Raw genomic sequence first — 18,459 nt, forward strand, 5'->3', positions numbered from 1 at the left:
AATAAAAGCTATTAACTTTCTCCATTTCTATAGATTAGAATCATCAGGTTTTGTAAATCACACGCAGGAATGATTGCGACCTGCCTTAACAGAGGATTGCTCAGTGGCGCGGATAAACCGACTCTCCATCACGCTCTGTGCTTTACTATTTACAACAATTTCTTTGATGCCAATGGCTCACGCTTCCAGGCAAGCCAGGGACACGGCTGATCTTTCGCATAATAAAAAACCAGCCGTAAAGAATAAAAGCACCGCGACAGCAAAAAAGACGAATAAACCCAGTCAAAAAACCGTTAAAAAAACCACCCGTAACGTCAGCACTAAAACCGCCGCCTCTGCCAGTAAAAAGCAGATGACAGCGGCAACGAAAACCAGCAAAACCGCCAGTCGGCGTAGCAAAACGTCTGTTGCAAAAACAGCCGCCGTCACCTGGACTGAAAAATGCACCCCGCGCAAAGGGCGAAAACCGCATTGCGTGAAGGTAAAAAGCGCGGTGCCAGGCACCCTTGCCGATGCGCACAAGGTGAAAGTACAAAAAGCGAAAAGCACGGCGATGAACAAGCTCATGAGCCAGATAGGCAAGCCCTATCGCTGGGGTGGAACGTCACCGCGCACCGGCTTCGATTGCAGCGGTCTGGTTTATTACGCCTATAAAGACCTTGTGAAATTCCGTATTCCGCGCACGGCAAATGAGATGTATCACCTGCGCGACGCCTCGCCAATAGAACGTGGTGAGCTGGAAAATGGCGATCTGGTGTTCTTCCGCACGCAAGGTCGCGGGACTGCCGATCACGTCGGCGTTTATGTGGGTAACGGTAAATTTATACAGTCTCCGCGCAGTGGGCAGGAGATCCAGATTACTTCTCTGAGCGAAGACTACTGGCAACGCCATTACGTAGGCGCGCGCCGGGTCATGACACCGAAAACCATTCGCTAAAACTTTACCCTGTTGTTAACGCAACAGGGTAAGTTCATCTTTTTTCTCACCTTTCAATTTGCTACCCTATCCTCACGCTCAATAGGGTTATTGCGCGTACTCATATTAATAATAAGGAGAGAAGCAATGTCGTTCGAATTACCTGCACTACCGTATGCCAAAGACGCCCTCGCGCCGCACATTTCTGCTGAGACGCTGGAATATCACTATGGCAAACACCATCAGACTTATGTGACAAACCTGAACAACCTGATCAAAGGTACCGCCTTTGAAGGTAAGTCACTTGAAGATATCGTTCGTAGTTCGGAAGGGGGGGTATTTAATAACGCCGCTCAGGTCTGGAACCACACCTTCTACTGGAACTGCCTGGCACCTAATGCCGGCGGCGAACCAACCGGTAAACTGGCCGAAGCCATCGCCGCCTCTTTTGGCAGCTTTGCGGATTTCAAAGCACAGTTTACTGATGCAGCAATCAAAAATTTTGGCTCTGGCTGGACCTGGCTGGTCAAAGGAAAAGATGGCAAACTGGCTATCGTTTCAACTTCAAACGCCGGTACGCCGCTGACCACTGACGCTACTCCGCTGATGACGGTCGACGTATGGGAACACGCCTATTACATTGACTATCGCAATGCGCGCCCTGGCTACCTGGAACATTTCTGGGCGCTGGTGAACTGGGAGTTTGTTGCGAAGAACTTCGCTGCATAATAATGATAACGCAGAAGGTCATCCCTTCTGCGTTTTAGCAAATGTTAACTGGCGACACACACCTGTTCAGGCTGTTTTCTTGCCGAGACAAACACCAGCAACAATGCCAGACCCGCCACAATCGCGCCCATCACCGGAACAAAGCTGTAACCTAATCCGCCCGAAATCACAGCACCGCCAGCAGCAGCCCGAGCGCATTCCCCAGATTGAACGCGCCGATATTCACCGAAGACGACAGACCAGGCGCTTCATGAGCAACCCGCATAACGCGCATTTGCAAAGGCGGAACCACCGCAAAAGTCGCCGCCCCCCAGACCACCATGCTGACTGCGGCCCCCAGTTCATTCTGCGCAAGGAACGGGATGGCCAGCATAATCACCATCAGCAGCAGTAAAAAACCTTTCAGCGTGCCGTTGACCGACCGGTCAGCCAGTTTACCGCCAAGGTAGTTGCCGATGGAAAAACCGACCCCAATGAGAACCAGCATCGCGGTGACAAAAACCGGAGTCGCATGGGTAATGCTATGCAGTACCGGAGCGATGTAGGTGTAGAGCGTGAACATCGCGCCAGCGCCGAGAACCGTAGTCAGCAGCGCGGAAAGCACCTGAGGCCGCATCAGTACCGCCAGCTCCTTCTTCACTTCCGGGCGCGTACCCGCACCACCCTTTGGTAGTGAGAAAAACAGGCTCAGCATAGCAATAACCCCCAGCCCCGCAGTTGCCATAAACGACATACGCCAGCCGATTGTTTCACCCAGCCAGGTTGCCGCCGGGACTCCGCCAATATTCGCAATCGTCAGCCCCATAAACATCGTGGCTACCGCGCTGGCCTGTTTGTGTTTTGGCACCACGCTTGCGGCGACGACGGACCCCAGACCGAAGAACGCGCCATGGTTCAGACTGGTTAAAATGCGTGACAACATTAGCGTGGTGTAATCCGGCGACATGGCTGAAAGCACATTGCCAAGGGTAAAGATGGCCATCAGAAAAATAAGCGCGTTGCGACGACCACGATGCGACAGCAGCAGCGTCATCAGCGGCGCGCCGACCATCACCCCAACCGCATAGGCGCTTATCAGCATGCCTGCGGCGGGAATAGATACATCAACGCCGCGGGCAATAACAGGCAGCAGTCCCATTGGAGAGAATTCCGTAGTGCCGATACCAAACGCGCCAATCGCCAGCGCCAGTAACGGATAATTGATTTTCATGCAGTGATGACTCCGGCTTTTCGCGACAAAACGCGATGCTAAGTAAGTCTAAAAAGCATGACATCAATCACAAAAAAAGAGAAGTTAACAAAAATACAAAAGACTTTTGCAGATTAGATAACAATTTTACGGGAAGGCTTGAGGGAGCGAACGCTCCCCCGAGGGGTAAATCAGTGCAGTGCTGCTGTCAAACCACCTGCGACGATCAGAGCCAGAACGATAATCGTGGTCACTAATGAAAATTTCAGATCGGTACTCATCAACTTTTCTCCTTTTTATTCCCACACAAAAAGTGATATAGCGCATTTTTGCATACCTGAGTCCAAAAATCTCCCACGATTTAGAGTGATATGTGCTTTTATTACTTCCCCTTTTCGTCAAGATCAGACAAAATTCGTCGCTACTTGTTTAGCGTACCGGCCATTGACCCCTTTCCTGACGTTCCGTGTCGTTTTTCCGGCGGGCCGCAACCCTGATGTTGCGATCAGGGTGTGTAAAGGCAAACGTTTACTTAGCGTAGTTTAATGTTCAGGTTGGGTCTGGAGTGAGATGTAATGGCAACAATTAAAGATGTAGCGAAACGAGCAAACGTTTCCACTACAACCGTATCACACGTAATTAACAAAACGCGCTTCGTTGCAGAAGAGACGCGCAATGCAGTGTGGGCGGCAATCAAAGAGCTGCACTATTCCCCCAGCGCCGTTGCCCGTAGCCTGAAGGTCAACCATACCAAGTCTATCGGCCTGTTGGCGACAAGCAGCGAAGCCGCCTATTTTGCTGAAATCATTGAAGCGGTTGAGAAAAACTGTTTTCAGAAAGGCTATACCCTGATCCTCGGTAATGCGTGGAACAATCTCGAAAAGCAGCGTGCTTATCTGTCTATGATGGCGCAAAAGCGCGTTGATGGCCTGCTGGTGATGTGTTCTGAATACCCGGAATCCCTGCTTTCGATGCTGGAAGAATATCGCCATATTCCGATGGTGGTGATGGACTGGGGCGAAGCCAAAGCGGATTTCACCGATACGGTGATTGATAACGCCTTTGAGGGCGGCTATATGGCCGGTCGATACCTGGTTGAACGCGGGCATCGTGAAATTGGCGTTATTCCCGGACCGATGGAGCGTAACACCGGTGCCGGGCGTCTGGCTGGCTTTATGAAAGCAATGGAAGAAGCGTTGATTAAAGTGCCTGAGGACTGGATTGTTCAGGGTGATTTCGAGCCAGAATCTGGCTACCGTGCAATGCAGCAAATCCTGTCGCAATCACATCGCCCAACCGCGGTCTTCTGCGGCGGTGACATCATGGCAATGGGCGCGCTATGCGCTGCTGATGAAATGGGTCTGCGTGTTCCGCAGGACGTTTCGCTGATCGGGTATGATAATGTGCGTAATGCCCGCTTCTTCACGCCAGCCTTAACCACCATTCACCAGCCAAAAGATTCGCTGGGTGAAACGGCCTTTAACATGCTGTTAGACCGTATCGTTAATAAGCGTGAAGAATCGCAGTCAATCGAAGTCCATCCGCGCCTGGTAGAACGTCGTTCTGTTGCAGATGGTCCTTTTCGCGATTATCGCCGTTAAGCCCCTTTCGCGGGAGCCTCGTCGGGTTCCCGCAACCACTCTTTGTTCAGCGTTTCGCTGTCTCCCAGATAATCCAGTAACCAGCTCAGGGCCGGTGACGTGTCATTCTGCTGCCAGGTCAGACAACATGCCGCGTCCGGGAACGGGTTTTCCAGCGTCAACGCCACCCATTTCCCCGTATTGAGGCGCGGTTTGGCAAAATGTGTAGGCACCATGCCGATACAAAGTCCGGCGCTGATACAGGTTGCTGAGGAATCCCAGTCCGGCACCACCACCCTGCGCTGGTTATCCAGTAACCAGGTCACGCGCTTTGGCAGCGTTCGGGAAGTATCCTCAAGCACCAGAGAGGGCCAGTTGCGTAATGTATCATCGCTGATGGGGCCAGCCATTGTTGCCAGTGGATGGTCACTGGAGACCACGCAACACCAACTGAGCTTGCCCATATCGCGAAAGGTATAGCGACCCCCAACAGGAATAGCCTGGGTTGCACCGATGGCAAGCTCTACCCTGCCATCTGAAAGCGCGTCCCAGACGCCGTTAAACACTTCCGGGAAGACCCGGAGCTCCACATCATCAAAGTGGCGATAGAAATCGACAATCATTTGTCGCGTGCGCTCCGGACGCACAATGTTATCAACCGCGATGGAAAGCTCTCCCCGCCAGCCGTTGGCAATCTGCTGACACTGCTGTCGGGTAACCTGCATTTTTTTGATAACAGAACGCCCTTCCTGCAAAAACCACGCGCCCGCCGGGGTGAGTACGACATCACGGTGACGGCGTTCAAACAACGGAACCGCCAGCCATTCCTCTATTTGGCGCACCGTGTAGCTGACCGCTGAAGGCACCCGGTGCAGCTCCTGGGCGGCGGAACTGAAGCTTCCGTTGCGCGCCACCGCGTCAACCACTTCCAATGCATATTCTGACCACATAATTTGCCTGCAAAATTTTTGAATGCAATAACCAAATATTAGCGTTTCACAAGCTGAAATACACTCCCTACACTCTGCGCCGGTGTTATTCATTAAAATAAGAGAACATTATGCAACCAGGAAAAGGGTTTTTAATCTGGCTGGCCGGGCTTAGCGTGTTAGGGTTTCTGGCAACAGATATGTACCTCCCCGCTTTTGCCGCCATTCAGTCTGACCTGCAAACCCCCGCCTCCGCCGTCAGCGCCAGTCTCAGTCTGTTTTTAGCAGGCTTCGCCATCGCACAGCTTTTGTGGGGACCACTTTCAGATCGTTATGGTCGCAAGCCGATTTTACTGCTGGGATTAACCATCTTTGCGGCGGGGAGTCTGGGCATGTTATGGGTAGAAAATGCGACAGGATTACTGGTGCTGCGTTTTATTCAGGCTGTCGGGGTCTGCGCCGCGAGCGTTATCTGGCAGGCGCTGGTCACGGATTACTATCCAGCACATAAAACCAACCGTATCTTCGCGACAATCATGCCACTCGTGGGGTTATCCCCTGCACTGGCACCGCTGTTAGGAAGCTGGATCCTGACTCATTTCTCCTGGCAGGCGATTTTTGCCACGCTGTTTGCCATTACCCTGATTCTGATGCTGCCTGCGCTGCGTTTAAAACCGATCGTAAAAACTCGTACTGACAGCAAAGACACACTGACCTTTACCACGTTACTTCGCACAAAGGCGTATCGCGGAAACGTGCTGATTTACGCGGCCTGTTCTGCCAGCTTCTTTGCCTGGTTAACCGGCTCGCCCTTCATCCTGAGTGAGATGGGCTACAGTCCGGCAGTGATTGGGCTCAGTTATGTGCCACAAACTATTGCCTTTCTGATTGGCGGTTACGGCTGCCGTGCTGCGCTGCAAAAATGGCAGGGTCAGCAGCTTCTTCCCTGGCTACTGGTACTTTATGCGCTGAGTGTGGTGGCGACCTGGGCAGCAAGCTTTATTCATCACGTCTCCTTGACGGAGATCCTGATCCCGTTCTGCGTGATGGCGATTGCCAACGGTGCGATCTACCCGGTTGTAGTCGCTCAGGCACTACGCCCTTTCCCGCAGGCAACTGGCCGCGCCGCAGCCCTGCAAAATACCCTGCAACTGGGATTGTGCTTCCTTGCCAGCCTGCTGGTGTCCTGGCTTATCAGCACACCGTTACTCACCACCACCGGCGTTATGCTGTCGACGGTATTCCTCGCAGGTCTGGGGTATAAAATGCAGCAACAGTTTGATGGGGTCAGCGAGAAACATGAGAATACAGAGATCGCCCATAACGAATCTCATTGATATATGAAATGAATATCGTTAATTAGGAGGCTAAGAATTTTTGGTTGAATCATCAAATTTTGAGGCCTATACTAAATTCCGGTGGTTAAATTACGATAATTATTATGTGTTAACGGGAACCAGCGTGTTCCCGATTCACCATGGATGGCCTTTTCGGCAAGGGTTCCTCCCTTCCTCTGTTCTACGTCGGATAATAGACTCACGGAATGTTTCCGTGAGATTTCTCACAAAGCCAAAAAAGCGTCTACGCTGTTTTAAGGTTCTGATCACCGACCAGTGATGGAGAAGCTATGAGTTCATCGTGTATAGAAGAAGTCAGTGTACCGGATGATGACTGGTACCGTATCACTAACGAATTATTAAGTCGCGCTGGCATTACCATTAACGGTGCTTCACCCGCCGATATACGCGTCAATAACCCCGCTTTTTTCAAACGCGTATTGCAGGAAGGCTCACTCGGTCTGGGTGAAAGTTATATGGATGGCTGGTGGGATTGCGACAGGCTGGATCATTTTTTTAGTAAAGTATTACGAGCAGGTCTGGAAAACCAGTTGCCGCGCCATTTTAAAGACACTCTTCGCATTGCTGGCGCTCGCCTGTTCAATTTACAAAGCAAAAAACGGGCATGGATCGTGGGTAAAGAACATTACGATCTCGGCAATGACCTGTTTAGTCGTATGCTCGACCCCTATATGCAATATTCCTGCGCCTACTGGAAGGATGCAAAGACGCTGGAAGCCGCACAGGAAGCAAAATTACGGTTAATCTGCGAGAAGTTGCAGTTGCAGCCCGGCATGCGCGTGCTGGATATTGGCTGCGGCTGGGGCGGTTTGTCACACTATATGGCGACGAACTATAACGTCAGCGTGGTTGGCGTGACGATTTCCGCTGAGCAACAGAAAATGGCGCAGGCGCGTTGCGCCGGGCTCGACGTGTCGATTCTGTTGCAGGATTATCGCGATTTACACGATCAGTTCGACCGTATCGTTTCGGTCGGTATGTTCGAACATGTGGGGCCGAAAAACTACAACACCTATTTCGAGGTGGTTGATCGCAATTTGAAACCCGATGGCCTCTTTTTGCTTCATACCATCGGTTCGAAAAAAACCGATAATAATGTCGACCCGTGGATCAATAAATACATCTTCCCCAACGGCTGCCTGCCGTCAGTACGCCAGATTGCCAGGGCCAGCGAAGCGCATTTCGTGATGGAAGACTGGCATAATTTTGGTGCCGATTACGACACCACGTTGATGGCGTGGCACGAACGCTTCCTTGCTGCCTGGCCGGAGATTGCCGATAACTACACCGAGCGCTTCAAACGGATGTTCAGCTATTACCTGAATGCCTGTGCCGGGGCGTTTCGCGCACGCGACATCCAGCTCTGGCAGGTGATGTTCTCACGCGGTGTCGAAAACGGTCTGCGCGTTGCCCGCTAAGCTCAAGCCCCCTGCCTTCCTGCGGGGGCCTTTTCGTTTTACGCTTCGTTTTCCGTCTTCATTGTTGCAGCGTCACGCGCCGCCAGCACGCGTTCAACCGTATCAACCACAGCCTGCGTTTGCGGATCAATTTCAATATTCACGCGCGCGCCCAGCTTTTTCTTACCCAGCGTCGTGCGTTCCAGCGTTTCCGGAATGAGATGTACGCAGAAACGCGTCGCGGTGACTTCCCCAACCGTCAGGCTTATCCCATCGATACCAATGAATCCTTTATACAGGATGTATTTCATCAGCGTCGGATCCTGAACTTTAAACCAGATCTGGCGATTATTTTCTGATGTCAAAATCTTTGATACTTCCGCCGTTGTCATAATGTGACCCGACATCAGATGCCCACCGATTTCGTCGCTGAATTTTGCCGCGCGCTCAACATTCACCAGGTCGCCCACGTTCAATTCACCCAGATTGGTAATACGCAGCGTCTCTTTCATTAAGTCAAAGCTGACGCGGTTACCGTTAATTTCGGTCACAGTCAAACAACAACCGTTATGTGCCACCGATGCCCCCGTTTCCAGCCCGTCCAGCATGTATTCAGGTAATTCCACTACATGGGTGCGAAAATTGGGTTTTTCATCGATCGACACCAGTTTTGCGGTGCCCTGCACAATACCTGTAAACATACCTGCAACTCCTGAACTCAGTTAAACCATTTCTGCCTGCCACAATAGCAGTTGGAAAATCAGGTTGCCAGCAAAGTGCCCGGCGCGGCTGTTTTTTCACTGGAGAAATATCGATTCGTCGCTACAATAGACTGAAATTTCCCCTGCATCTTCTTCTTGCTGCCCCCCGTGGCGGCTTTTTTATCTCTCAAATAAAAACAAAACGATAGGTGTATACGTGCAGAAGTATATCAGTGAAGCGCGTCAATTATTGGCTCTGGCAATTCCGGTGATTCTTGCGCAAATCGCCCAAACCGCAATGGGATTCGTTGATACCGTCATGGCAGGTGGCTACAGCGCCACCGACATGGCGGCCGTCGCCATTGGTACCTCAATCTGGCTGCCTGCTATTCTGTTCGGTCACGGACTGCTGCTGGCGCTGACCCCGGTGATCGCACAGCTCAATGGTTCTGGCCGACGTGAGCGCATTGCGCATCAGGTTCGACAGGGTTTCTGGCTGGCAGGTATTGTCTCGGTCCTGATTATGATCGTGCTGTGGAATGCCGGGTACATTATCCGCGCCATGCATAATATCGACCCCGCTCTGGCGGATAAGGCGGTCGGCTATTTGCGCGCATTATTGTGGGGCGCGCCAGGTTATCTATTTTTCCAGGTTGCACGTAATCAGTGTGAAGGTCTGGCGAAAACAAAACCCGGCATGGTAATGGGCTTCCTCGGCCTGCTGGTCAACATTCCGGTAAACTACGTCTTTATTTATGGTCATTTCGGCATGCCGGAACTGGGCGGTGTTGGCTGTGGTGTGGCGACTGCCGCCGTCTATTGGGTGATGTTCAGCGCCATGATCTGGTATGTAAAACATGCGCGCTCCATGCGAGATATTCGTAATGAAAAGCGCTTCAGCATGCCGGACAACGCGGTGATGATGCGGCTGGTGCAGTTGGGGTTACCCATTGCGCTGGCGTTGTTCTTTGAAGTGACATTGTTCGCCGTTGTGGCGTTACTGGTTTCACCGTTGGGCATTGTTGATGTCGCAGGTCACCAGATTGCCCTGAACTTTAGCTCATTGATGTTCGTACTGCCGATGTCACTGGCCGCGGCAGTGACGATCCGCGTAGGGTATCGTCTCGGACAAGGCTCGACGCTGGATGCGCAAACAGCGGCGCGGACCGGTCTGGGCGTTGGGGTGTGTATGGCATGTCTTACCGCAATCTTTACGGTAACACTGCGCGAACATATCGCCCTGCTCTATAACGACAACCCTGCAGTAGTGGCCTTAGCGGCGCAACTGATGTTTCTGGCCGCGGTTTATCAGATATCCGATTCTGTTCAGGTTATCGGCAGCGGGATCCTGCGAGGGTATAAAGACACACGCTCTATTTTCTTTATCACCTTTACCGCGTATTGGGTGCTGGGATTACCGAGCGGTTATATACTCGCGCTGACCGATCTGGTGGTTGAGCGGATGGGGCCAGCAGGATTCTGGATGGGCTTTATCATCGGCCTGACGTCTGCTGCAGTGATGATGATGCTGCGGATGCGCTTCCTGCAACGTCAGCCTTCGGCGGTGATTTTACAGCGCGCGGCACGATAAACAGGCAATAGCCGCCTGTTGGCGGCTATTCTCGCGTCATTTTGCGCACTTCCTCCGCAATCGAGTGAAATCAGGAAGAAAATTACCATTTCCCTCTTGCCTCATCCCGGCTCTGCCGCTAATATTCGTCCCCGTTGTCACTTACAACATTGCGTTCATAGCTCAGTTGGTTAGAGCACCACCTTGACATGGTGGGGGTCGTTGGTTCGAGTCCAATTGAACGCACCATCCCAAACAGTGCGTCCGTAGCTCAGTTGGTTAGAGCACCACCTTGACATGGTGGGGGTCGGTGGTTCGAGTCCACTCGGACGCACCATTTCATGGTTTTGCAATCTGGTGTACTCTTTTTCCTCGTTGCTTTTTCAGCCAGTTTTCCTTCATTACAAAAAACACTTAAAACAGGTAACGCGTTTTAGCCCCTTATCTCCCTCGCCGTCCAGCATCGACCACACACATCCGCTGTTTTTAGAACACGTTAGTGCACAAAAATCCCCCTGACTTGCGCCGGATTAACCACATCGCGTCGTTTTCGCCAGTTTGGTTTTGTTGTTCATTATGCTCAATGTAAGTTTTTACAAACAGATATTATTTTATTTAGCAACATATCATTCTTGTTTTTGGAGTGAATATGCGCATAAAGGTCAAAATTCTTTTTCTGTAGAAAATCACAGCGAACTTCTTTGATCGGAAACAGCTCGCAAACCAATGGAAGGTAGACCCTTGGAAACAAGGTAAGATAGTCATAGGAAATGCAAAGCAATAAAAGGTTGATCATCGATTCACTTTTTAAGTGGATATCATAAACATGATCCAGGAGAATATGTTCAATCCCAGAAATAATATTCAAATTATAGTTAGCATTATTCAGCCTGACAAACTTCTCCTGCCTGAATTCGTCCAGCGTTATACTATCACCAATCCTTGGATGCGCTTTGTTTGCAATAATACAAACTTCATATTTAAAAATCTCTTGCGCTCGTATCGTTCTATCTGCATATAAACTCATGCCTATATCAATATCCACTTCCAGATTTCGTATTTTGCTCACCCTGAAATCAGGATCGTTACGTTGCTGGACGAATTCAACATTGCATTCATTTGGAATAATACCACTGAGTATTAATTGATGGCTAACCCAAAACTCACTTAACGGCTCAGTCCGAATGATGACTTTGCGCTTATTCCAGATCTCATCATCTATTGTGTTCTTCCCATCAGAGACATCAACAATAGCATCAAGAATAGGTTTAAACCGCTCATAGAGATTAATCGCAACGGCGGTAGGAGTAACGCCATTTATTGTACGGATAAACAGCGGATCGTTAAAACTTTTGCGTAATTTTGCCACCGCATAGCTGACAGCGGATGGCGCAACATCGAGCACGTCGGCAGCACCGGTCATGCTTTTTGTCTCGATAATCGCAACCAGATATTTAATTAAGTTGTAATCGAAATTCATTTGTTCAGGCATGATACTATATCGCATACTCCTCATCGTTATCAGTAGTATAACCTGCCATTTCTGCTAAAGCGCATTTTTATGTACCTCACGCTTCATCGTCCACTTACTCCATCAGCTTACTATAATTATTTACAACCTTACGATGGCGCTTATCCTCACTATCAATACACAGAATTGATATTAGTTCTTTATAATGAATCACATCCTGATAATGTGACATCCCCAGCTTTGACATTGCTGAATTACGTTGGCAATACAGCGTTTTTGGGCTGATACCCAGTTCTTTAGCACACTTCGCAACATCATCGCCTTTCATGATGGTTTGAAGCGCCCTGATCTCATTATTGGTCAAGAATCTCCGTTTCCGTTGCTCCCGACGATGAGGCAACATCAATAGTGAACTCACCCATTTATCAGCAATGTTGTAATTACTATGATGGATTACCTGTAGGCTCCTTCTGATGTAACCAATAGACTCCTTTCTATTGATGATAAACTTTACGTCGATGGTCGCAATGAAGTCCAGAAAGAGTTCAGGGAGACGGTCGGCAAAAATCAGAATTCTCTTACGAGGAACCGATAAGATCTTCCAGCCATAGACCAAAAAATCAATAATGCCATCAACAACAAAATTGTCATTAGATTGAACATTTAATATAAGCGATGTAATTTTTTGAGTATGGCTTCTACGCCAAATGACAAATTCAATAAAACTATAGAAGCCAAAAACCTCGCAATTTTTACATATACTATTCACAAGATCTATCATTGCATTGCGGCTAAAATGGCAGCGATCGACAACGATAAAAGTCTCACTACTCTCACCATTAGGTATATAAGTTATATCAGTCATAAAATCCTCAGCTCTATTTCCAAAGAAATATGTAAGCATCACGGATAGCAAAAACCAGAGGTATATAATTAAAATTCAAGGATTAGATTTTTCTACGTAACTTCTTATCAGTCTTCTTGGGCAGAGGCTGTGAATCAATTATCTTCACATCAACAAAATATTCCTTGCCAAAGATTTGACCATTTCCAAGCCAGTTCACACCCCGAGAACGGAACAACACATTGCTGCTATCCTGAACGAGTTCATGGTTATGTGCATCGGCCACTGAAAAAGTATTCCCCGTTACTGACCTAATCACAATCGGTTGATTAGCGGTTGCGTTGGAGAATATTGTCACAGTGCGCAGATATTCCGGCGCATAATTCGCAATAATTTGCTGAGCCTGAACCTGATATTCACCCCAGCTTTTCCCTTTTTCAGCAGACAGATTGCTGGCAAGTACTGCATACAATTGCGCGGTGGCTTGTGACATTGCAATGCGCACCCGCGCATCTTGCGCGAACTGAGCCTGATTAAATATTTTTGCCGGCGCCGCAGCTTTTGCTGTGGCATTTTTAGTATCGGCGTCAACTTTTTTATCACTCGCTGCGGATGGCTTCTCTTTATCCTTACCTTTCGTGGATTCATCTGCCGGCGCTTTTGCATCTTGTAAATATACTGCATTATTCACAGGCATAAACAATGACGATGCCAGGTAGGCCACACAGGCCGTTTGTTGTTGCCCGCGGTCACCGTTAACCAACAATGAAAGCGTATTGCCTTGTTTCGGGAGCTTCGCAGGATCAACGTTATTCTTGAGTAAAAGCGCATTAACCTCCTGCTGGCTCTTGTCGCCGCGCGCCAGACCACAAATTTGCGCCATCACGAAATCATTGCGTTGCCCATTGACTAAAGGTGTCATATTCACCAATGTATCGGTGATAATATTCCATGCCGGAACACTGACCGTTTTAACCGCAATATCTTCCGGGGTTGCCAGTGCAGAAGTCGCTACCAGCAGAGCAAGGCCGCCGGTCGCGGCCTTAGTATAATTTAAAAACAACATTTTCATTCTTTACCTGAGTTAGTATCAATAACATCAACAACAATTCGGCGATTTTCCGCCAGACATTCAATAACCGCGGGAGACGGTTTTCCAGGACACTGGACTTTAGGTTGTGAATCGCCTAAACCTCGCGTTTCAATCATCCCGGCAGGGATGCCATTTTGCACAAACAAGCTTTTCACCGTTTCCGCGCGCGCCAGCGACAGCGCCTGATTGCTCAGTGGCGAGCCAATACGATCGCTATGGCCACTAATCACAATATGCTTGCCGCTGAAGCCTTCAGCTTTTACATCAGCCGCTAAATGATTGATTCGTTGGGCACCCGTCGAGAGTAGCTGAGTGCTGCCGAACGCAAATAACCCTTCAGTACCCAACTCCTGGTGTTTCACCTGATGGGAGGCAATTGGCCGGGTATCGTTTAACTGGCTAAGACAGTTATCCGGTTTGAAGTAGAAACTTCTGGCCTTCATGTCAGAGTCAAAAAGAACTTTATACTGACAGGTCAGAACAGATTTATCCGCTTTGGTAAAATGGAAAATATAGTCCCATTCTTTAACCCGGAAAGTTCCCTCTTTAAAGTGTGGAATGCCGATCAATTCATATAATTGATTTTTGGTCATTCCCGACTGAACCTGTTTTAAATTATCCAGATTCACATAACTGCCTTCACTGCGAACGGCGGTTTCCGGGGCAGGAAATACCGGCTTATTGGTTTTTCCTCGGGTATCTACATCACTCACAGAATGAGTACAGCCACTAACTAACGTCATACCGAAGGCGAGTGCGCCCAGACGAAGCGCTTTTAATTTCGTCAACATAATTATGATTCCGTATTTTATTGCATTCGATATTCCCCGGCGGTTAGCCGGGGAATAATCAACCTAATTACCACTGATAACCAACGCCAACCGCTGCACCAACGTCACCCTGAGAGTTTGTTGTGCCAGAAAGTTTGGCGACCCACTTACCATTGTCAGACACGGCTGAGACACCCAGAGCGACTGCAGACTCTCCCTGATAGGTACCGCCGCCCAGTGCCACCATACTGGCGCCTGGGGAGTAAGCCTGAGGCAACCCTGCCATCGCCATGGCGCCTGCTATACCGCCTTTCAGTTTGTCATCCTGCTTTTCGACCATATTTTTCAGGCTATTAAACTGATTGTTGGTGTACTGGTTTGCGCTACTGATGCCCTGTTTCAGCTGGTTCACGTTCACCGCATCGGTGCCACTGGTGCCAGGTCCGACGTTAGTAATCTGACGCTCACTGCCAACAGACCCCACCGAAATGGTGTTCTGACGATCGGCTATCGATCCTGTCCCCAGCGCAACCGAGTTGCTCGCACTTGCAGAAGCGCCATTCCCCAGCGCGACGCTGTTGTCCGCCAGCGATGCCGAATTCGTCCCTATCGCCATGCTGTTATTCCCTTTGGCGTGTGCGCCAGCACCACCGGCTATCGCGTCATATCCCGTTGGAGCAGGCTTCGGCAAGCTGCTGGTGTTGTTCACCTGGAACATGCCGTCCTGACCATCGGAAATATTCGTCACCGTATTCTGAATATTGACGATATCTCCGGTAGCCTGCTGCAACTGAGATACGTTGACGGCATCGGTCGCGGCGGTCCCTGCAGCTACGTTAGTGATCTGGCGCTCATTTCCAGCAGAACCGACGGAGACGGTATTCGCTCTGTCTGCGACAGACCCGGCCCCCAGCGCCACTGAATTGTCCGCCACGGCACTGGCGTTTTGCCCCATTGCCACGCTTGTCGCCCCTGATGCGCTGGAGTTTGCCCCCGTTGCAATCGCCCCGTCGCCAGAGGATTGCGCGCCATTCCCCGTTGCTATCGAGTTATCCCCTGAAGCAACCGTCGCCTGACCCAACGCAACCGCATTGGATCCTGATGCCACAGCATCAGTTCCTGTGGAATTCACCTTCAGATAACGCATTGTCGGCACGACGTTGTCGTAGACCACGTTTTCGATATTGGTGACACGACCATCAATGTTGTTCACCTGCTGGTTCGTGGCGTACAACTGGGATCCGTTCACCGCATCGGTACTGGTTTCCGACAACTCGCCAGCGGCCACATTGGTTATCTTGTTGACCGTCACCGAACCGTGCTTAGCGCTGAACGCATTAACTGCGGGATCCCATAACAATGCATCCTGCTGCAGACCGGTAATATCCGTATTGATACTGTTGATTGCCGTATTCGTCGCAAACAGCTGAGAACCGTTCACCGCATCGGTGCTGTCCGCTGCCAGCGCGCCAGCCGCAACGTTGGTGACCAGACGTTCATTGCCCACAGACCCCATGCTGACCTGACTGGTCGGGTTAATCCCCGCAAAGGCATAGTCCGTTCCGGCAATGGTTGTCCCCGCCGTACCGCTCGTTGCCCCGGTCACAGAACCGGCCCCCAGCGCCACATCCCCGGCATTGTTCGCCACTGCGCCCATACCGATCGCCACCGCATCCTGACCCAGCGCCTGAGAATCCGCGCCGGTGGAATTGGCGTGGAAGTATTTGGTGCCGGTGTTATAGATGTTGTTGATCTGGTTATTGGTTTCAGTGAGCTGCGAGAAGTTCACCGCATCGCTCGGCGCTGTGCCGTCCGCCACGTTGGTGATGGTGGTCCCCCCCGAGTGCGTACTGTTGTCGTAGGTGTCCCCACCCAGCGTGATGCTGTTGTAGTTCACCGTTCCGTCGATGTTGGTGTCATATTTCACCGAACCGGCATCCAGACTGGTGACACTGCTGTTGAGGCTATTGATCGCACTGTTAGTGGCAAACAACTGCGAACCGTTCACCGCATCGGTGCTGTCCGCAGACAGCGCACCAGCCGCGACGTTGGTCACCAGACGTTCATTACCCACAGACCCCACGCTGACCTGACTGGTCGGGTTAACACCCGCAAAGACATAGTCCGTTCCGGCAATGGTTGCCCCCGCCGTACCGCTCGTTGCCCCGGTCACGGAACCGGCCCCCAGCGCCACATCCCCGGCATTGTTCGCCACTGCGCCCATACCGATCGCCACCGCATCAGACCCCAGCGCCTGAGAATCCGCGCCGGTGGAATTGGCGTGGAAGTATTTGGTGCCGGTGTTATAGATGTTGTTGATCTGGCTATTGGTCTCAGTGAGCTGCGAGAAGTTCACCGCGTCGCTCGGCGCTGTGCCGTCCGCCACGTTGGTTATCTTCGTACCGCCCGTATGGGTGCTGTTGTCGTAGGTGTCCCCACCCAGCGTGACGCTGTTGTAGTTCACCGTTCCGTCAATGTTGGTGTCATATTTCACCGAACCGGCATCCAGATTGGTGACGCTGCCGCTCAAATTATCGATCGCGCTGTTGGTAGCAAACAACTGCGAACCGTTGATCGCATCCGTACTGGTTGCCGTAATTTGCCCTGCCGCCACATTGGTGACCTGACGTTCAGCACCTGCCGCACCGACGCTCACAACGCTGGTTGGGTTCACCCCGGCAAAGCTGTAGGCCACGTCGTTAATCGTCGTTCCCGGCGTTGCAACCGCACTGCTGACGGTGGAGTCGTTCCCCAGCACAACCGCGCCATCAAACCCCGTCCCCACGTTAACGTTGTTACCCATAACGAACACGTTATTGGAGTCAATATAGTTTTCGTTACCAAACGAGTAGCTGTCAGCGCCGTTGATGATCGTCGGGTCACCAAAAGCACCCGAGCGGTCGCCGTTCACCACAGTGCCATAGCCGATACTCAGGGAGTTCGTCCCGTTCGCCTGCGCCATCACCCCTGTTGAAACAGCATTGGTACCTGAAGCCTGCGCCCCCACCCCGGCAGCAATGGAGTTAAAGCCCGTCGCGCCATCATCGTTGTAGTTCGCTATGTTGACGCCATTGTCATTAAAGCTGTAGTAGTGCGCCATACTGGCTTTAAGCTGGGCGACGTTGACTGCATCCGAATCCTCGGCGCCTGCTGCAACGCCAGTTATCTGACGCGTAAGCCCATTCACCGGATCGCCAACGCTTACCGCCGACAGCGAGCTCCGCCAGACCGGGCTGGTGCTGGTAGACATATAGAAGGTGTCGGGATCCCAACCCGCCACGCCCGCCGCCGTGCTGGCAACCGAACGACTGCCTAATGCAACGCCGTCGTCAATGCTGGCAGAGGCATTATTCCCCAACGCCAGACTATTTATCCCGCCGGAAACGGCGTTATAACCCACGGCAGTCGAACCCTGACCGGTGGCAAATGCATCCTCCTGAGTCAGCCCCGTATCATTGGTGCGCACATAGCGAATGCCGCGGCCATTGATAGTGGTATAAGTGTCGCTCTGATCCCCCGCGAAGTTGTTTACGGTGGTAGAGAGGTCATTAACGCTGTTGTTGGTTTCAGTGAGCTGCGAGAAGTTCACCGCGTCGCTCGGCGCTGTGCCGTCCGCCACGTTGGTTATCTTCGTACCGCCCGTATGGGTGCTGTTGTCGTAGGTGTCCCCACCCAGCGTGACGCTGTTGTAGTTCACGGACCCATCGATATTGGTGTCATACTTCACCGAACCGGTATCCAGGTTAGTGATACTGCTGTTGAGGCTATTGATCGCGCTATTAGTGGCAAACAACTGAGAGCCGTTCACCGCATCGGTGCTGTCCGCAGACAGCGCGCCAGCCGCGACGTTGGTCACCAGACGTTCATTGCCCACAGAGCCCATGCTGACCTGACTGGTCGGGTTAATCCCCG

The 18,459-nt window shown here is 51.1% G+C and carries 14 protein-coding genes, 2 tRNA genes and 1 pseudogene; 8 read left to right on the forward strand and 9 right to left on the reverse strand.

Going from position 1 to position 18,459, the window contains the following annotated elements:
• Positions 1 to 103 precede the first annotated feature (103 nt).
• Both WB371_RS12975 and sodB read left to right on the forward strand, forming a co-directional pair.
• Entirely contained in the window at positions 104 to 937 is an 834-nt protein-coding gene (locus WB371_RS12975) for a C40 family peptidase (RefSeq protein ID WP_336220472.1), read from the forward strand.
• 126 nt (positions 938 to 1,063) lie between these two features.
• Entirely contained in the window at positions 1,064 to 1,645 is a 582-nt protein-coding gene (gene sodB, locus WB371_RS12980) for a superoxide dismutase [Fe] (RefSeq protein WP_336220473.1), read from the forward strand.
• Positions 1,646 to 1,689: 44 nt separating this feature from the next.
• Here the strand turns inward: sodB and WB371_RS12985 are convergent.
• Positions 1,690 to 2,855 (reverse strand): annotated as a pseudogene (locus tag WB371_RS12985) (MFS transporter).
• 170 nt (positions 2,856 to 3,025) lie between these two features.
• The gene (locus tag WB371_RS12990; RefSeq protein ID WP_336220474.1) at positions 3,026 to 3,115 is read right to left on the reverse strand and encodes a YnhF family membrane protein; all 90 of its coding nucleotides are present in this window, start codon (positions 3,113 to 3,115) and stop codon (positions 3,026 to 3,028) included.
• 294 nt (positions 3,116 to 3,409) lie between these two features.
• Here WB371_RS12990 and purR point away from each other — a divergent pair, with 294 nt between their 5' ends.
• The gene (gene purR, locus WB371_RS12995) at positions 3,410 to 4,435 is read left to right on the forward strand and encodes an HTH-type transcriptional repressor PurR (protein WP_336220475.1); all 1,026 of its coding nucleotides are present in this window, start codon (positions 3,410 to 3,412) and stop codon (positions 4,433 to 4,435) included.
• Here the strand turns inward: purR and punR are convergent.
• Positions 4,432 to 5,364, reverse strand: coding sequence for a DNA-binding transcriptional activator PunR (gene punR / locus WB371_RS13000; protein ID WP_336220476.1), 933 nt, complete (start codon positions 5,362 to 5,364; stop codon positions 4,432 to 4,434). The genes purR and punR overlap by 4 nt on opposite strands.
• Positions 5,365 to 5,474: 110 nt before the next feature.
• Between punR and punC the strand changes: the two genes are divergently transcribed.
• Entirely contained in the window at positions 5,475 to 6,680 is a 1,206-nt protein-coding gene (gene punC, locus WB371_RS13005; RefSeq protein ID WP_336220477.1) for a purine nucleoside transporter PunC, read from the forward strand.
• Between the two features lie 290 nt (positions 6,681 to 6,970).
• Positions 6,971 to 8,119 carry a cyclopropane fatty acyl phospholipid synthase gene (gene cfa, locus WB371_RS13010; protein WP_336220478.1) on the forward strand — a complete coding sequence of 383 codons (1,149 nt, stop codon included), beginning with the start codon at positions 6,971 to 6,973 and terminating at the stop codon, positions 8,117 to 8,119.
• A gap of 38 nt (positions 8,120 to 8,157) precedes the next feature.
• Here the strand turns inward: cfa and WB371_RS13015 are convergent, their stop codons facing one another.
• On the reverse strand, positions 8,158 to 8,799 hold the full coding sequence (locus tag WB371_RS13015; protein ID WP_336220479.1) for a riboflavin synthase subunit alpha: 642 nt from the start codon (positions 8,797 to 8,799) through the stop codon (positions 8,158 to 8,160).
• A 217-nt stretch (positions 8,800 to 9,016) separates the two neighbouring features.
• On the opposite strand from WB371_RS13015, the gene mdtK reads away from it, so the two are divergent.
• The 3 genes from mdtK to WB371_RS13030 all read left to right on the forward strand — a co-directional run bounded on the left by mdtK (position 9,017) and on the right by WB371_RS13030 (position 10,706).
• On the forward strand, positions 9,017 to 10,390 hold the full coding sequence (gene mdtK, locus WB371_RS13020) for an MdtK family multidrug efflux MATE transporter (protein ID WP_336220480.1): 1,374 nt from the start codon (positions 9,017 to 9,019) through the stop codon (positions 10,388 to 10,390).
• Between the two features lie 151 nt (positions 10,391 to 10,541).
• Positions 10,542 to 10,618: transfer RNA gene (locus WB371_RS13025), tRNA-Val, on the forward strand.
• An 11-nt stretch (positions 10,619 to 10,629) separates the two neighbouring features.
• Positions 10,630 to 10,706 (forward strand) — tRNA-Val (locus WB371_RS13030).
• A gap of 243 nt (positions 10,707 to 10,949) precedes the next feature.
• Here WB371_RS13030 and WB371_RS13035 read toward each other — a convergent pair.
• The 5 genes from WB371_RS13035 to WB371_RS13055 all read right to left on the reverse strand — a co-directional run.
• Positions 10,950 to 11,876, reverse strand: a complete 927-nt coding sequence (locus WB371_RS13035) for a LysR family transcriptional regulator (RefSeq protein WP_336220481.1) — start codon at positions 11,874 to 11,876, stop codon at positions 10,950 to 10,952.
• A 79-nt stretch (positions 11,877 to 11,955) separates the two neighbouring features.
• On the reverse strand, positions 11,956 to 12,705 hold the full coding sequence (locus WB371_RS13040) for a helix-turn-helix transcriptional regulator (RefSeq protein ID WP_336220482.1): 750 nt from the start codon (positions 12,703 to 12,705) through the stop codon (positions 11,956 to 11,958).
• 82 nt (positions 12,706 to 12,787) lie between these two features.
• Positions 12,788 to 13,756 carry a hypothetical protein gene (locus WB371_RS13045; RefSeq protein WP_336220483.1) on the reverse strand — a complete coding sequence of 323 codons (969 nt, stop codon included), beginning with the start codon at positions 13,754 to 13,756 and terminating at the stop codon, positions 12,788 to 12,790.
• A complete protein-coding gene (gene bamE, locus WB371_RS13050) occupies positions 13,753 to 14,568 on the reverse strand; it encodes an outer membrane protein assembly factor BamE domain-containing protein (protein WP_336220484.1) in 816 nt (271 codons plus the stop codon). The genes WB371_RS13045 and bamE overlap by 4 nt, the downstream gene beginning before the upstream one ends.
• Positions 14,569 to 14,635: 67 nt before the next feature.
• On the reverse strand, positions 14,636 to 18,459 hold a 3,824-nt coding region (locus WB371_RS13055; protein ID WP_336220485.1), incomplete at its 5' end, for a YadA-like family protein.

This window comes from Citrobacter amalonaticus, from assembly GCF_037053465.1.
Classification (GTDB): Bacteria; Pseudomonadota; Gammaproteobacteria; order Enterobacterales; family Enterobacteriaceae; genus Citrobacter_A; species Citrobacter_A amalonaticus_H.

What these genes read in the sequence shown, in the direction of transcription:
- sodB (WP_336220473.1), top strand. Translation starts at nt 1,064, where the DNA reads ATGTCGTTCGAATTACCTGCACTACCGTATGCCAAAGACGCCCTCGCG.
- WB371_RS12990 (WP_336220474.1), bottom strand. Translation starts at nt 3,115, where the DNA reads ATGAGTACCGATCTGAAATTTTCATTAGTGACCACGATTATCGTTCTG.
- purR (WP_336220475.1), top strand. Translation starts at nt 3,410, where the DNA reads ATGGCAACAATTAAAGATGTAGCGAAACGAGCAAACGTTTCCACTACA.
- punR (WP_336220476.1), bottom strand. Translation starts at nt 5,364, where the DNA reads ATGTGGTCAGAATATGCATTGGAAGTGGTTGACGCGGTGGCGCGCAAC.
- punC (WP_336220477.1), top strand. Translation starts at nt 5,475, where the DNA reads ATGCAACCAGGAAAAGGGTTTTTAATCTGGCTGGCCGGGCTTAGCGTG.
- cfa (WP_336220478.1), top strand. Translation starts at nt 6,971, where the DNA reads ATGAGTTCATCGTGTATAGAAGAAGTCAGTGTACCGGATGATGACTGG.
- WB371_RS13015 (WP_336220479.1), bottom strand. Translation starts at nt 8,799, where the DNA reads ATGTTTACAGGTATTGTGCAGGGCACCGCAAAACTGGTGTCGATCGAT.
- WB371_RS13035 (WP_336220481.1), bottom strand. Translation starts at nt 11,876, where the DNA reads ATGCGATATAGTATCATGCCTGAACAAATGAATTTCGATTACAACTTA.
- WB371_RS13040 (WP_336220482.1), bottom strand. Translation starts at nt 12,705, where the DNA reads ATGACTGATATAACTTATATACCTAATGGTGAGAGTAGTGAGACTTTT.
- WB371_RS13045 (WP_336220483.1), bottom strand. Translation starts at nt 13,756, where the DNA reads ATGAAAATGTTGTTTTTAAATTATACTAAGGCCGCGACCGGCGGCCTT.
- bamE (WP_336220484.1), bottom strand. Translation starts at nt 14,568, where the DNA reads ATGTTGACGAAATTAAAAGCGCTTCGTCTGGGCGCACTCGCCTTCGGT.